At 74.7% G+C, this 13,896-nt stretch carries 12 protein-coding genes; 10 read left to right on the top strand and 2 right to left on the bottom strand.

Features of this window, described 5'->3' with window-relative positions; all coding sequences use genetic code 11:
- Window positions 1-10: 10 nt before the first annotated feature.
- The 6 genes from aroC to AB0D08_RS08530 all read left to right on the top strand — a co-directional run bounded on the left by aroC (window position 11) and on the right by AB0D08_RS08530 (window position 4,998).
- Window positions 11-1,195, top strand: a complete 1,185-nt coding sequence (gene aroC / locus AB0D08_RS08555) for a chorismate synthase (protein WP_033823010.1) — start codon at window positions 11-13, stop codon at window positions 1,193-1,195.
- A complete protein-coding gene (locus tag AB0D08_RS08550) occupies window positions 1,192-1,707 on the top strand; it encodes a shikimate kinase (protein ID WP_033823009.1) in 516 nt (171 codons plus the stop codon). The genes aroC and AB0D08_RS08550 overlap by 4 nt, the downstream gene beginning before the upstream one ends.
- Entirely contained in the window at window positions 1,704-2,792 is a 1,089-nt protein-coding gene (gene aroB, locus AB0D08_RS08545) for a 3-dehydroquinate synthase (protein WP_033823008.1), read from the top strand. Before AB0D08_RS08550 ends, aroB begins: the two co-directional genes overlap by 4 nt.
- Window positions 2,789-3,229 carry a type II 3-dehydroquinate dehydratase gene (aroQ, locus tag AB0D08_RS08540; protein WP_033823007.1) on the top strand — a complete coding sequence of 147 codons (441 nt, stop codon included), beginning with the start codon at window positions 2,789-2,791 and terminating at the stop codon, window positions 3,227-3,229. Before aroB ends, aroQ begins: the two co-directional genes overlap by 4 nt.
- A 102-nt stretch (window positions 3,230-3,331) precedes the next feature.
- Window positions 3,332-4,084: an AAA family ATPase gene (locus AB0D08_RS08535; RefSeq protein ID WP_051813513.1), complete on the top strand. Its 753-nt coding sequence runs from the start codon at window positions 3,332-3,334 to the stop codon at window positions 4,082-4,084.
- A gap of 107 nt (window positions 4,085-4,191) precedes the next feature.
- Window positions 4,192-4,998 carry a DNA-formamidopyrimidine glycosylase family protein gene (locus tag AB0D08_RS08530; protein ID WP_359887093.1) on the top strand — a complete coding sequence of 269 codons (807 nt, stop codon included), beginning with the start codon at window positions 4,192-4,194 and terminating at the stop codon, window positions 4,996-4,998.
- A 47-nt stretch (window positions 4,999-5,045) separates the two neighbouring features.
- Here AB0D08_RS08530 and AB0D08_RS08525 read toward each other — a convergent pair whose 3' ends face one another.
- Complete coding sequence (locus AB0D08_RS08525; protein WP_359887091.1) at window positions 5,046-6,980, bottom strand: Xaa-Pro dipeptidyl-peptidase; 1,935 nt, start codon at window positions 6,978-6,980, stop codon at window positions 5,046-5,048.
- A gap of 161 nt (window positions 6,981-7,141) precedes the next feature.
- Between AB0D08_RS08525 and AB0D08_RS08520 the strand changes: the two genes are divergently transcribed.
- Complete coding sequence (locus AB0D08_RS08520) at window positions 7,142-8,803, top strand: peptide-N4-asparagine amidase (RefSeq protein WP_359887088.1); 1,662 nt, start codon at window positions 7,142-7,144, stop codon at window positions 8,801-8,803.
- A 71-nt stretch (window positions 8,804-8,874) separates the two neighbouring features.
- On the opposite strand, the gene AB0D08_RS08515 is transcribed toward AB0D08_RS08520, so the two are convergent.
- Window positions 8,875-9,918, bottom strand: a complete 1,044-nt coding sequence (locus tag AB0D08_RS08515) for a phosphatidylinositol-specific phospholipase C domain-containing protein (RefSeq protein ID WP_359887086.1) — start codon at window positions 9,916-9,918, stop codon at window positions 8,875-8,877.
- A 316-nt stretch (window positions 9,919-10,234) separates the two neighbouring features.
- Here AB0D08_RS08515 and AB0D08_RS08510 point away from each other — a divergent pair, with 316 nt between their 5' ends.
- The 3 genes from AB0D08_RS08510 (at window position 10,235) to AB0D08_RS08500 (ending at window position 13,710) form a co-directional block, all read left to right on the top strand.
- Window positions 10,235-11,401, top strand: coding sequence for a hypothetical protein (locus AB0D08_RS08510; protein WP_359887085.1), 1,167 nt, complete (start codon window positions 10,235-10,237; stop codon window positions 11,399-11,401).
- A 140-nt stretch (window positions 11,402-11,541) separates the two neighbouring features.
- On the top strand, window positions 11,542-13,038 hold the full coding sequence (locus AB0D08_RS08505) for a glycoside hydrolase family 3 N-terminal domain-containing protein (protein WP_359887082.1): 1,497 nt from the start codon (window positions 11,542-11,544) through the stop codon (window positions 13,036-13,038).
- Window positions 13,039-13,050: 12 nt separating this feature from the next.
- Window positions 13,051-13,710, top strand: a complete 660-nt coding sequence (locus AB0D08_RS08500) for a DUF1796 family putative cysteine peptidase (protein WP_051812864.1) — start codon at window positions 13,051-13,053, stop codon at window positions 13,708-13,710.
- Window positions 13,711-13,896 lie beyond the last annotated feature (186 nt).

Raw genomic sequence — 13,896 nt, 5'->3', positions numbered from 1 at the left:
AGGAGCTCCGTTGGGTAGGTTGCGCTGGCTGACGGCGGGGGAGTCGCACGGTCCCGCTCTGGTCGCGACGCTGGAGGGCCTGCCGGCCGGTGTGCCGGTCACCACCGAGCTGGTGGCCGACGCGCTGGCCCGCCGCCGGCTGGGATACGGCCGTGGTGCGCGGATGAAGTTCGAGCAGGACGAGGTCACCTTCCTCGGCGGCGTCCGGCACGGCCTCACCATGGGCAGCCCGGTGGCGGTCATGGTCGGCAACACCGAGTGGCCCAAGTGGGAGCAGGTGATGTCGGCCGACCCGGTGGATCCGGAGATCCTGGCCAACCTGGCCCGCAACGAGCCGCTCACCCGCCCCCGCCCGGGCCACGCGGACCTGGCCGGCATGCAGAAGTACTCGATCGAGGAGGCCCGCCCGATCCTGGAGCGCGCCTCCGCCCGTGAGACCGCCGCCCGGGTCGCGCTCGGCGCCGTCGCCCGCTCCTACCTCAAGGAGACCTGCGGCATCGAGATCGTCTCGCACGTGGTGGAGCTGGCCGCCGCCAAGGCCCCGGCCGGGGTCTACCCGCTGCCCTCCGACGAGGCCCGCCTCGACGCGGACCCGGTGCGCTGCCTGGACCCGGAGGCCTCCGAGCGGATGGTCGCCGAGATCGACCAGGCCCACAAGGACGGCGACACCCTCGGCGGTGTGGTCGAGGTGCTGGCGTACGGCGTGCCGGTGGGTCTCGGCTCGCACGTGCACTGGGACCGCCGGCTGGACGCCCGGCTGGCCGCCGCGCTGATGGGCATCCAGGCGATCAAGGGCGTGGAGGTCGGCGACGGCTTCGACCTGGCCCGGGTGCCGGGCTCGCAGGCGCACGACGAGATCGTCCCCACCCCGGAGGGCGTCCGGCGCACCTCGGGTCGCTCGGGCGGTACCGAGGGCGGTCTGTCCACCGGTGAGCTGCTGCGGGTGCGGGCCGCGATGAAGCCGATCGCGACCGTGCCGCGGGCGCTGCAGACCCTGGACGTGCGCACCGGTGAGCCCGCCAAGGCGCACCACCAGCGTTCGGACGTCTGCGCGGTGCCGGCGGCCGGGATCGTCGCCGAGGCGATGGTGGCGCTGGTGCTGGCGGACGCGGTGGCGGAGAAGTTCGGCGGCGACAACGTCTCCGAGACCCGCCGCAACGTGCAGGGCTACCTCGACAACCTGATCGTCCGATGAGCGGACCGGTGGTCGTGCTGGTCGGCCCCCCGGGGGCCGGCAAGTCCACGGTCGGGCGGCTGCTCGCCGCCCGGCTCGGCGTGGGCTTCCGGGACACCGACGCCGACATCGAGCAGTCGGCGGGCAAGCCGATCCCCGAGATCTTCGTGGACGAGGGCGAGCCGCACTTCCGCGCGCTGGAGGCGGCCGCCGTCGCGGCCGCCGTCCGTGACCACGACGGGGTGCTCGCGCTCGGCGGCGGCGCGGTGATGGCCGAGGCCACCCGGGCCGAACTGGCCGGGCTGCCGGTGGTGTTCCTCGACGTCGCGCTCGGGGACGCCGTCAAGCGGGTCGGCCTGGATGCCCCGCGCCCGCTGCTCGCGATCAACCCGCGGGCCCGCTGGCGGGAGCTGATGGACCTGCGCCGCCCGGTCTACCTGGCGGTCTCCACCGCGGTGGTGGACACCGAGGGCCGCACGCCCGAGCAGGCCGCCGACGCCGTACTGGAAGCACTGGAGCTGAAGACCCCATGACTGACACCGTCACGATCCGCGTCGGCGGCAGCGCCGGCCACGACCCGTACGACGTGCTGATCGGGCATCAGCTGCTCGGCGAGCTGGCGCCGCTGATCGGCAACCGGGCCAAGCGGGTGGCGATCATCCACCCGGAGGCGCTGGAGGCCACCGGCGAGGCGATCCGCGAGGACCTGGCCGCCGAGGGCTACGAGGCCATCGCGCTGCAGGTGCCCAACGCCGAGGAGGCCAAGAGCGCCGAGGTCGCCGCGTACTGCTGGTCGGTGCTCGGCCAGACCGGCTTCACCCGCAGCGATGTCATCGTCGGCCTGGGCGGCGGGGCCACCACCGACCTGGCGGGCTTCGTGGCGGCGAGCTGGCTGCGCGGGGTGCGCTGGATCGCCATGCCGACCACGCTGCTCGGCATGGTGGACGCGGCGGTCGGCGGCAAGACCGGCATCAACATCGCCGAGGGCAAGAACATGGTCGGCGCCTTCCACCCGCCCGCGGGCGTGCTGGCCGACCTCGGCACCCTGGAGACCGTGCCCCGGCACGACTACGTCTCCGGGCTGGCCGAGGTGATCAAGTGCGGGTTCATCGCCGACCCGGAGATCCTCGACCTGATCGAGGCCGACCCGCAGGGCGCCACCACCCCGCAGGGCCCGCACACCGTGGAGCTGATCCGCCGGGCCATCCAGGTCAAGGCCGACGTGGTCTCCGGTGACCTCAAGGAGGCCGGGCGGCGCGAGATCCTCAACTACGGCCACACCCTGGGCCACGCCATCGAGCGCAACGAGCGCTACAAGTGGCGGCACGGCGCGGCGATCTCGATCGGCATGGTGTTCGCCGCCGAACTCGGCCGGCTCGCCGGCCGGCTCGACGACGAGACCGCCGACCGGCACAGGGCTGTGCTCGGCTCCGTCGGCCTGCCGCTGACCTACCGCGGTGACGCCTGGCCCAAGCTGCTGGACGCCATGAAGATCGACAAGAAGTCCCGCGGCGACCTGCTGCGCTTCGTCGTGCTGGACGGCCTCGGCAAGACCTCCATCCTGGAGGGCCCCGACCCGACGCTGCTGGTCGGCGCGTACGGGGAGGTGTCGGCATGAGCCGGGTGCTGGTGCTCAACGGTCCCAACCTCGGCCGCCTCGGCAGCCGGGAGCCGGACGTCTACGGCGCCACCTCCTACGCCGGGCTGGTCGAGCGCTGCACCGCGCTCGGCAAGGAGCTCGGCTTCGAGGTGGAGGTCAAGGAGACCAACTCCGAGCAGCAGATGGTCGAGTGGCTGCACTGGGCGGCCGACCGGCAGACCCCCGTGGTGATCAACCCGGGCGCGTTCACGCACTACTCGTACGCGATGCGGGATGCCGCCGCGCAGCGGACCGCGCCGCTGATCGAGGTGCACATCTCCAACCCGTACGCGCGGGAGGAGTTCCGGCACAACTCGGTCATCGCGGCGGTCGCCTCGGGCACCATCGCGGGCTTCGGGCTGGGCTCGTACGAACTGGCCCTGCGCGCCCTCGCGGAGCAGCTCACCACGCGCTGACGTGCGATCATCGGCCCGGCCGCGGACTATGTCCGCCGCCGGGCCGACGTGTAGTGTCCCCGTCGGGAGGTGACCGTGACGCAGTACGCAGGGGGAGGACCAGTGCCTCCGCGACCACTGGCGCCGCCGTACCCGGCCCCGCAGGGCGGCCACCAGCCGCCGCCGTACACCCCGGCCCGGCCGCCGCACCCGGGCGGCCCGCCGCCCGCCGCCGCACCGCCGCAGCCGACCGGCCACTTCGTGCTGCCGACCGGAGCCCCCGTGCAGCTTCCCGCCCACCCGCCGCAGCACCTGCCCACCGGGCCGCTCGCGGTGCTGCTGATCGGCCCGGCCGGTGCGGGCAAGACCACCGTCGCCCGGCACTGGGCCGAGCGCCGGCCGACCGCGACCGCGCACATCAGCCTGGACGACGTCCGGGAGTGGGTGCAGGCCGGGTTCGCCAACCCGCAGTCGGGCTGGAACACCGCCTCCGAGGCGCAGTACCGGCTGGCCCGCCGCACCTGCGGCTTCGCCTGCCGCAACTACCTGGCCAACGGCATCTCCTGCATCATCGACGACGCCGTGTTCCCGGACCGCCCGGCGATCGGGCTCGGCGGCTGGAAGCGGCACATCGGCCCCGGCATGATCCCGGTGGTGCTGCTGCCGGGCCTCGACTCGGTGCTCGCCCGCAACGCCCGGCGCAGCGGCAACCGGCGGCTCAGCGACGAGGAGGTCGCCCGGATCCACGGGCGGATGGCCGGCTGGCGCACCTCCGGCCTGCCGATCATCGACAACTCCCAGCTGGACGTGGCCGCCACGGCCGCCGCGCTGGACCACGCGATCCTGTCCCGGCTGACGGGCCGGCCCGCGGGCTGAGCCGGCCGGCCCAGCTCCCCGGCCCGGCTCCCCGGCCCGGCGGGGTGTGTCGTACCCCGCTGCGAGAATGGACGGGTCGCAACGGATCTGCCGAGGAGCTGACGCCCGTGCCCGAGGGCCACATCATCCACCGCCTGGCCACCGAGAACTTCCGGGTCTTCGGGGCGCGGCCGGTGCGCGTCTCCAGCCCGCAGGGCCGGTTCGCCGAGGGGGCGGCGCTGCTGGACGGCCGTCGGCTGGACGAGGCCGAGGCGCACGGCAAGCACCTCTTCCTCGGGTTCGGCGAGGCGTGGCTGCACATCCACCTGGGCCTGTACGGCGGCTTCACCTTCGGCGAGGGCCCGGCGCCCGAGCCGGTCGGCCTGATCCGGCTGCGGATGGAGTCCGACGACGCGTACGCCGACCTGCGCGGCCCCAACACCTGCGAGCTGCTGACCCCGGCGGAGAAGGCCGCGGTGCACCGCAGGCTCGGCCCGGACCCGCTGCGTGCGGGCGCGGACCCGGTGCCCGCCTGGCAGCGGATCTCGCGCAGCTCCACCACGGTGGCCGCGCTGCTGATGGACCAGAAGGTGCTGGCGGGCGTGGGGAACGTCTACCGCGCCGAGGTGCTGTTCCGGCTCGGCATCAGCCCGCACCGGGCCGGCCGAGACCTGTCCAGGGCGGAGTGGGACGCGATCTGGGCGGACCTGGTGGCCCTCATGCACGAGGGGGCGGGGATCGGCCGGATCGACACCGTCCGTCCGGAGCACACCCCCGAGGCGATGGGCCGCCCGCCGCGGGTGGACGACCACGGCGGCGAGGTCTACGTCTACCGCCGCACCGACCAGCCGTGCCTGGTCTGCGGGACACCGGTGCGCACCGAGGAGCACGCGGCCCGCAACCTCTTCTGGTGCCCGGCCTGCCAGCAGCGCTGACGGCCGGCACCGGCCGGGCCCGCCCGGGGGCGGGCCCGGCGGGCGGGCTACCGGAAGGTCTCCGGCCGGGCCGCGGTGCCGCCCGCGCCGCCGGTCAGGGCGGGCAGCGCGGCTCCCTCGTGCGGTACGGCCTGCGGGAGCGGGCCCGGGCCGCCGGTGAGCGGCAGCCGCACCGAGGAGTGCGCCAGGTCGAGGGTGAGGGCCGGCCGGGTGGACGGCGGGTCGATCAGCCCGTGGTCGGTGCCGGCCACGATCAGGGCCAGCCGGTGCCCGGCGGGCACCACGTGGTCGGTGCCGGCGAGGTCGAAGGTGATCGGGTACGCGGTGCCCGGGGTGAGGGTGAGGGACCGGTCGAGCCCCGCGTAGTGGCCGAGGTCGGCCCAGCCCCGGCTGAAGACCGTGGCGCCGACCTGGGCGGTGTCGGCGGCGGTGTCCAGGAAGCAGGCGCTGTCGCCCGCGGTGCTGTCACCCCAGCAGGAGCGGGTGCCGAGGGTGGTGATGCCCTCGCCCGCGGCCTGGTAGTCGCGGACGGTGGCCGGGCCGAGGTCGACCAGCACCGCGCTCAGCCGGGCGCTGCGGGTGGACGGCTTGACGGTCAGGGTGATCGAGCCGCCGCCGGAGATCCGCAGCGGCTGGGTGAGCGCGCCGGTGGCGAAGACGGTCTTGTCCGGGGTGGAGCGGTCGGCGTCGGCGGCCCAGGCGTTCTCGTCGCGCGCCGGGTCGTCGGTGAAGGCCGCGGTACCGCTGCCCAGGCCGGTGGTGAGGGTGCCGGGGCGAAGGCCGAGGGTGGTGGTCACGGTGCCCGGCGCGGGCCACGTCCGGTCCTGGGTCCACTGGTCGGGGGCCCGCTCGATGTCGGCGGCCGGCCCGTTCTGGACGCCGTTGTCGACGCCCAGCAGGTAGTGGTCGAACCAGGCGTGCAGGGTGTCCACCCACGCCGTCCGGCGGAAGTCGAACGGGTCGACGTGGCCGGTCTGGGAGAGCCAGATCTTGCGCTCCACCCCGTTCTGCGCCAGCGCCGACCACCACTGGGAGAAGTTGATGTCCCGGACGTTCAGGTCCTGCAGCCCGTGCACCAGGAAGACGCTGGCGCGCACCTTGGCGGCGGAGGCGACGTAGTCGCGCTGCTGCCACAGCGGGGTCCAGTTGCCGTTGGCGGGGGAGCCGGCGGCGAGCTGCTTCTGCACGGTCGAGCAGTGCCCGAGGGTGGCCCGGCTCTCCACCGCGGCGGACAGGTCGGCCGGGGTGCCGCTGTAGAGCGGCGCGCCGTCGGAGCGGTAGTAGTCGTACCAGGAGCTGATCGCGGAGATCGGCACCACGGTCCGCAGGCCCGGTACGCCGGTCGCGGCCACGCCGTTGGCGATGGTGCCGTCCCAGGACTTCCCGATCATGCCGACCGAGCCGTCGGTCCAGCCCGCCTTGGCGGTGCCGGTGCCGGTCCGGGAGGTGTAGCCGGCGGCGCGGCCGTTCAGCCAGTCGACCACCGCCTTGGCGGAGGTGATGTCCGAGGGGCCGCCGACGTCGACGCAGCCGTCCGAGCGGTTGGTGCCGGCCAGGTCGACCAGGACCACCGCATAGCCGCGCGGGACGAAGTAGTTGTCGTAGAAGAGCGGGAACTGCACCGGCCCGCCCTGCGCGTCGTAGGTCTTCAGCTGGCTCTCGTTGCCGCGCCCGCAGCAGGAGTAGTACGGGCTGGCGTCCATGATGACCGGGACCTTGAGGCCGGCCGCGGCCGGCTCGCGCGGGCGGACGATGTCGGCGGCGACCCGGTCGGTGCGGCCGTTGCCGTCACCGTCGAGCCCGGTGTCGACCCAGACGGTCTCCCGGACGGCGTCGGCGTAGGAGTAGACGGGCTGGCTGGCACCGCTGCGGACGGTGCCGCCGGTGCTCGCGTGCGCGGCGGCCGGGCCCAGCGCGGCGGCGGCGAGGAGCGCGAGCAGGGCGGTGAGGAGGGCGGACAGGCGCTTTCGGCTGGTTGTCACAGGTTTTGACGGTAGTCGTGGATCCGGCTGCGCCAGAAGTCTTTTGACGTGTCGTCGACAAGATTTTACGAGCGGCGGAGGAGGGGTCGCGCCCTCTTGACCCGGCCATGCCATGGACTGGAGGATGCCTCGACCGCCAGGCAGCGAGGAGAGGCACCCCGATGGCCGTTCGTCCCCTGTACCGGCGCGCGGCACGGCTGTTGGCCGCCGTGCTCGCGCTCGCCGCCACCCTGCTGGCGGCCGGCCCGGCCAGCGCCGACTTCGGCACCGACTACCACGACCCGTTCAGCGTCGCCAAGCCGTTGACCAGGCCGGACACCCGCTCCTGCACCGTCGAGACGATGCACGACCAGCCGTTCAGCAACGGCTACGGCAACCCGCCGGACACCCCGTACACCGTCACCCTCACCCCGCCCGCGGCCTGCCGGGGGCCCTGGTCCGCCGTGGTGCTCGACCTGCACGGGCGGGTGGCCGGCCGGCAGTTCGACCGGCTGTTCACGGTGCGGATCGGCGGGGTCCAGGTGCTGCTCTCCTCCACCCCGGAACCCTCCGCCGACGGCATCGAGTGGAGCGTGGAGCGCGACGTCACCCGCTACGCGCCGCTCCTCGACCGCCCGCAGCCCTTCGCCCTCGACCTCGCCAACGTCACGGACGCCACCTACACCGGCGTCTTCCGGATCACCGCGAGCCTCACCTTCTACACCGCCTCCCCCCGGCACCCGGCCGCCGCCACCGCCGACCGGCTGCTCACCACCGGCCCGTTCGGCCTCACCGGCGCCGCGCCGTCCGCCGCCGTGCCGCTGGTCTTCCCGCAGAACCTGGAACGCCTCACCGCCGAGGTCTACACCCGCGGCGGCGGCGCCTGCGAGGAGTTCGCCTACGCCTCCGCGCCCGACGCGTACGTCAGCGCCAACCCCGGCCTCGGCCTGTGCGGGAAGGGCCCGTTCCGGGAGCTTCGGCTGTCGGTGGACGGCCGCAGCGCGGGCGCCGTCTGGCCGTACCCGGTGATCTACACCGGCGGCTGGGACCCGCTGCTGTGGCGGCCCACCCCCGGCATCGCCGCCTTCGACCTGCCCGGCTACCGGCTCGACCTGACCCCGTACGTCGGACTGCTGCTCGACGGCCGCCCGCACAGCATCGGCATCGCCGTCAACGCGGCCGAGAGCCAGAGCAACGACCTGTGGACCGGCCAGATCAACCTGTTCGCCACCGTCGACCACGGCCGGGCCCGCACCGAGGGGCGGCTCATCGACCACCGGGTCGCCCCCGAGGCCGCCGTCACCACCGCCCTCACCGACCAGGGCGGCGGCAGCGGCCACTGGACGGTCACCGCCACCCGGCACGACACGGCCACCGGCTGGGTGCAGACCTCGCACGGCCGGGTCAGCACCGAGGTCCGGGACGACCTGGCCTTCTCCTCGGACGAGCAACTCGCCTCCGGTGGGAACGAGTTGACCCTGCGCAACCGGACCGACCTGACCCGCGCCGTCACCACCCGGGCCGGTCTCGGCCCCGCCCTCACCCGCACCGCCCACGAGAGCGACCCGCTGGACGTCGGCTACCACTACGTCCGGGACGCGGCCGGCAACACCGACCAGCGGACCACCATGACACTCGGCCGCCACCAGGAGGACGGTCTGCGCCTCGGCCCGCTCACCCTGGCCCGCAGCACCGTCGACCACACCTACGCCCCCACCGCCCACCGCCACGACGGCGACACCACCGTCCGCACCGCCGAGGCGACCGAGGACTACCGCTCCACCGGGCCCGACGGCCCCTACCACCGCAGCGCCGCCACCCGGGACGGGTGGCCGGTGCCCTGAAGTCGCCCTGTACGGCCTTCGCCCGCGGTGCGTGGCCGGCCCGTCTCCCCGGGCCGGCCACGCACCTGCGGTCAGCCCCGGGGGAGGACCAGGGACTGGACCTCCGGCAGGTGACGCCAGTCGCTGGAAACCACGGAGGCGTGGGCGGCGGCGAGCTGGACGGACCGGGCGCGGGCCTGGTCGGCGGTCGGGTCGGTGCCGCTGATCGCCGGGGCGACGTTCTGGGCGTCCGTCATCACCAGCAGGTAGTGGCGGCTGTCGTACCAGGAGGTGTCGATCCCGTTCAGATAGGCGGCCGCGTCGCCGTCGAACAGGACGAACCACGGCCGGATCGCGCTCTCGTAGCGGGTGCGCGGGTCGGCCGCCGCGGCGCCGTGCACGGCCGGGAAGATCTGCGCCTGCCCGAGCTTCCCGGCGGCCGCCAGGTCGCGCAGGTAGCGGCCGTACTCGACGTCGGTGTGCAGGGTGTCGAAGGGGTTGCTCTCCTCGACGGTGCCGGGGATCACCTCGACCACCGCCCGGCCGGCCAGCGCGGCCCGGCTCGGCCAGTTCCCGGCCCGGGCCGCGTCGTCGAGGGTGGCGTACGAGCCGCCGGGCCCGGCCAGCAGGTCGGCGGGCCGGTAGGCGGCGGCGCCCAGGTGGGCGGCTATCAGGGCGTCCAGCTCCTTGGGGCCCATGCCGCGGTTGGCGGCGAAACCGCCCTTGAGCTCCAGCTTGACCACCAGCGGGCCGGCGGTGGGGTGGGCGGCGAGCCAGACCCGGATGTCGTCGAAGCAGGACTCCAGGTTCTTGTTGGCGCCGCCGCTGTAGAGCTGGGCGGCGGAGCTCGCGTTGACGCAGTTGTTGCTGTTGCCGAGCGGGTTGGAGTGGCTGACCTTCCACTCCTTGGTGATGGTGTCCGTCCAGGCGTCCAGCTCGATCATGCCGGTGCCCGTGTCGAGCGCCTGGGCCAGGTACGAGAAGGCCGCCGGGTCATAGGTGTTGTGCAGGCCGACGGTGGTGGCGGAGCCGAACGGGAGGTCGCCGGTGCCGGTGGCCGACGCCTGCGGGGCGGGGATCAGGGCGGCGGCCGACAGCGCCAGCACGGCGGCGGCGAGGGTGCGACGGACGGTCAAGGTTCCTCCTGGGCGGGGGATGCCGGGGTTCGGTGGGACCAGCGTCGACCATTCGAGCGCACGGAAGGTGACATGACAAGGAACTGGCGGATGCTTCGGGGTGAGCGTCCGCCGCCGCCGGGCTCCCGCGGTCGCCGGGGGTCGCCGCGGACGGGTGGCGGGTGCCGGTGCGGGCGGACCGCGGGTGCCGGATTGAGTCAACCAGTGGTCTGGACCACAGCCCTGACGGAGGGTTAGTGTTCCTGCTCGGGCGCCACGTCGAAGCGGCGGACTCCGTGCCCGATCCTGCTGCCGGCCAATCCGACGGGACCCGTCTGTGATCGACATCGTGGTGGTGCTCCGGGCTGAGGACGCGGTCCTCGACTTCCTCTCCGTGCTGGCCGACCCCGGCGGGGCGCAGACCGAGGTGGTCGTCGCCGGATCCGGCACGGTGCTCACCCTCCCCGCCGGCGCCCCGCCCGCCGAACGGCTGGCCCTGCTGGGCCCGTTGGTCGGTCCGGCCGGCCCGGCCGATGCGCCGTCGGGGCCCGGACCGGACGCCGCCGCCCTGATCGCCCGGGCCGGGGCCGGCCGTCCCGCCCGGATCTGGACCCACTCCCCGGCCGACAACCGCCGCAGCCGCGGCACCCTCGGCCGGTCGGTCGCCCGGGCGGCGGCGGGCGCCGCACTGCCGGTACGGCACGCCGTGGGCTACTCGCCGTACCTGCAGTTCGTCAGCGACCTCGACCACCCGCTGAGCCGCGAACTCGTGTCGGCCAAGCTGGAGTTCGTCAACCGCTGGTGCGCCCACCTGCTGGCCTGCGACCACCCGCAGCACATGCTCCGCACCGCCCGGGTCCCGTCCGCCGAGCGCTTCTTCGAGGCCGACGAGGAGGAACGCGACCGGCTGTTCGCCCTGCTCGCCAGCCTCGACGACGAAGCGGCCTCGGTCGCCGACCCCTGGGAGTTCGACTCCTCCCGGTACGAGGCCGACCGGCTCGACGCCGCCGCCGCCTGGATCGCCCGCCACTGCCCGCCGCAGTCCGGGCAACTGGTCGAAGTGGGCGCCTGCGAAGGGGCGTTGACCCGAAGGCTGGCCGCAGCCGGGCACCAGGTGCTGGCCACCGAGCCCAATCCGCGGTTCCGCACCCGCCTCGCCGCCGCACTCGCCGGCACCCCCGCGGTCCGGATCGGCGACGCCGACCTCGCCGCACTGACCGGACCGGACGCCCCGGCCTCCCCGGCCCATCTGCTGATCGAGATGCTCTACTACGGCCAGGACCTCGACCTGATCGACCGGCTGCCCACCGAACGGGTCCTGGTGGCCCTGGAACCCGCGACGCTGGACGCCCGGCTGCGCCCGTGGCTGGCGGGCTCGCGGAACTGGCGGGCCGCCGAGGAGACCGAACTGGTCGGCCCCCGGCTGGAGCCGGTCTGCGGCGGCCGCGCCTACCTCAGCAAGCGCGGCAGCACGGGCGTCCTGCTGCGCCGAACCCGAGGCTGACCCCGGGGCTCCCGCCCGTTCCCCCTCGCCCGATCCCGGCGCCCGATCCCGTCGCCCGTTCCCCGTACCGACCGCTCCGACCGCCGCCGGTAGTCCTGACCCCACCGACCCGACAGGTCCCAGGAAGGCACCGCACCGCCATGCCCCACCGCACCGCCACCGCCCTCGCGGCGCTCGTCAACTCCTGCCTGCTGCCCGCGTACGCCGGCCGCACACCCGCCGACTGGATCCTGCGGGCCGCCGACGAGGGCCTGGCCGGCGTCGCCCTGTTCGGCACCAACCTGCTCGACGCCCGGGGCCCGCTGCGCGAGGACATCACCGACCGCCTCCGCGCGGTCCGGCCCGACCTCCTGATCGCACTGGACGAGGAGGGCGGGGACGTCACCCGCCTCGACTACCTCACCGGCAGCGCCTACCCGGGCAACCACGCGCTCGGCACCGTCGACGACCCAGAGTTGACCACCCTGGTCGCCGCCGCCATCGCCGCCGACCTGGCCGCCGCCGGTGTCAACCTCTGCCTGGCACCGTGCGCGGACGTCAACTCGCGCCCGGACAACCCGATCATCGGCGTCCGCTCGTTCGGCGCCGAACCCGCACTGGTCGCCCGGCACACCGCCGCCTTCGTGGCAGGCCTGCAGCGCCACGGCATCGCCGCCACCCTCAAGCACTTCCCCGGCCACGGCGACACCCGGACCGACTCGCACACCGCCCTGCCCGACGTCGACCGCGACCGCGACCAACTGGCCGCACTCGACCTGCCGCCGTTCGCCGCGGGTATCGCCGCGGGCGCCAAGCTCGTGATGACCGGCCACATCCGGCTGCCCAGGATCGACCAGCTGCCCGCCACGTTCAGCCACTCGGTCCTGACCGGCCTGCTGCGGGAAGAGCTCGGCTTCGACGGGGTGATCGTCACGGACGCCCTGGACATGGCCCCGATCGTGGACCGCTGGGGCTTCGGCGGAGCCGCGGCGGCCGCCCTGGCCGCCGGAGCCGACCTGGTCCTGCTCGGCTCCCCGGACGCCGAGAAGCTGCTCCCAGAGATCCATCACGAGGTCGAACTCGCCCTCCGGGAGGGCCGGTTGACCGAACAGCGGCTCGCCGAGGCCGCCGCCCGGGTCGCCGCCCTGCGCGTCTGGGCGCGGCCCGCGGCCACCCCGCCCCGGCCGGACCCCGCCGTGGGCCTGGCCGCCGCCCGCCGGGCACTCACCGCGTACGGGCTGACGCCGCCCGGCGCGCCCCGGACCGTCCACACCGTCCGGCTCGGCGCCACCGCCAACCTCGCGGTCGGCGAGGCCCCCTGGGGGCCGGCCGGACCGCTGGCCGCGCTCGGAGCCCTCGCGGGCAGCACGGAGGTGGAACCCGGCACCGACCCGGCGGAGATCCCGCTGCCCGGCGGCCCGCTCGTGGTCGCCGTCCGCGACGCCCACCGCGACCCCTGGCAGCGGGACACCCTGCGGGCGCTGCGGGCCCGCCGCCCCGACCTGGTCACGGTCGAGTTCGGGCTGGCCGCGCAGGACCCGGCCCCGGACGGCCCGACCCTGCTGACGAGAGGCGCCGGTCTCGCCAACGCCACCGCCGCCGCCGAGTACCTGTCCGGCCGCAGCTGGCAGGGCCCGCTGCGATCCGGCCGGGCCTGAGCCGTGACCGGGGTGCCCGGGGGAGCCGGCGACGCCGACGCGCACGCCGGGTTCGACCACTACGTCGGCCTCGGCTACCACTGCGAGTCCACCTACCAGCTGCGCCGGATCACCGGCGACGACCGGGCGCACTTCTTCGACTGGCTGGACCTGGAGTTCGACTCCGTCGTGGAGACGGTCGCCGCCGGCTTCGCCAACGTCCTGCGCCCCGGCCTGGTCGAGCCTTTCGACGAGGGACGCTGCGCGCTCGACCGGGGCAGCGACATCCGCTTCTTCCACGACTTCCACCCGGCCGGGCCCGGACCGCTCACCCAGGCCGACATCGACCGCCAACTACCGGAGGTGCGAGCCAAGTTCGCCGCTCTCGCGAACCGCTGGCGCAGCCTGGCCGGGTCCACCCGCCGGGTGCTCTACGTCCACCACGACGCCTTCGACGAACTGGCCGCCGCCGACCTGCGCCGCCTGCGCGCCGTACTCGCCGCCGAACACCCCGGCCACCGCTTCGCCCTCCTCTGGCTGCGCCGCACCCCGCCCCCGGACGCCGACCGGCTCCCGCCCGGCATCGCCTGGGACACCGTCGCGGCGGCGCCGGGGCGCTGGCAGGGCGACGACACCGAGTGGGACCGCGCCCTCGCCACGCACCGCGCGATTCCGGAAGGCATCTCTTCCTGATGGGGTCACCCCAAGGGGCGCGGGGAACTGCGCGATTCCGGAAGGCCACCCACCCGCACCCGGGGTCCGGGGGCCGGATGCACCTCGGTAGCCGCCGCCGGCCCGGGCACCGTCTCCTGATGGGGCACCCCAAGGGGCGCGGGGAACTGCGCGATTCCGGAAGGCCACCCACCCGCACCCCGGTTC

This window comes from Kitasatospora sp. NPDC048540, from assembly GCF_040651175.1.
In the GTDB taxonomy this organism is placed as follows: Bacteria; Actinomycetota; Actinomycetes; order Streptomycetales; family Streptomycetaceae; genus Kitasatospora.
The sequence above is the reverse complement of the archived record's forward strand: the minus strand, read 5'-3'. Positions and strand labels throughout refer to the sequence as shown.

Bases quoted from the DNA above. Each gene is read 5' to 3' on its own strand.
- AB0D08_RS08520 (WP_359887088.1), top strand. From the start codon at position 7,142: ATGGCCGTTCGTCCCCTGTACCGGCGCGCGGCACGGCTGTTGGCCGCC.
- AB0D08_RS08550 (WP_033823009.1), top strand. From the start codon at position 1,192: ATGAGCGGACCGGTGGTCGTGCTGGTCGGCCCCCCGGGGGCCGGCAAG.
- aroQ (WP_033823007.1), top strand. From the start codon at position 2,789: ATGAGCCGGGTGCTGGTGCTCAACGGTCCCAACCTCGGCCGCCTCGGC.
- AB0D08_RS08505 (WP_359887082.1), top strand. From the start codon at position 11,542: ATGCCCCACCGCACCGCCACCGCCCTCGCGGCGCTCGTCAACTCCTGC.
- aroB (WP_033823008.1), top strand. From the start codon at position 1,704: ATGACTGACACCGTCACGATCCGCGTCGGCGGCAGCGCCGGCCACGAC.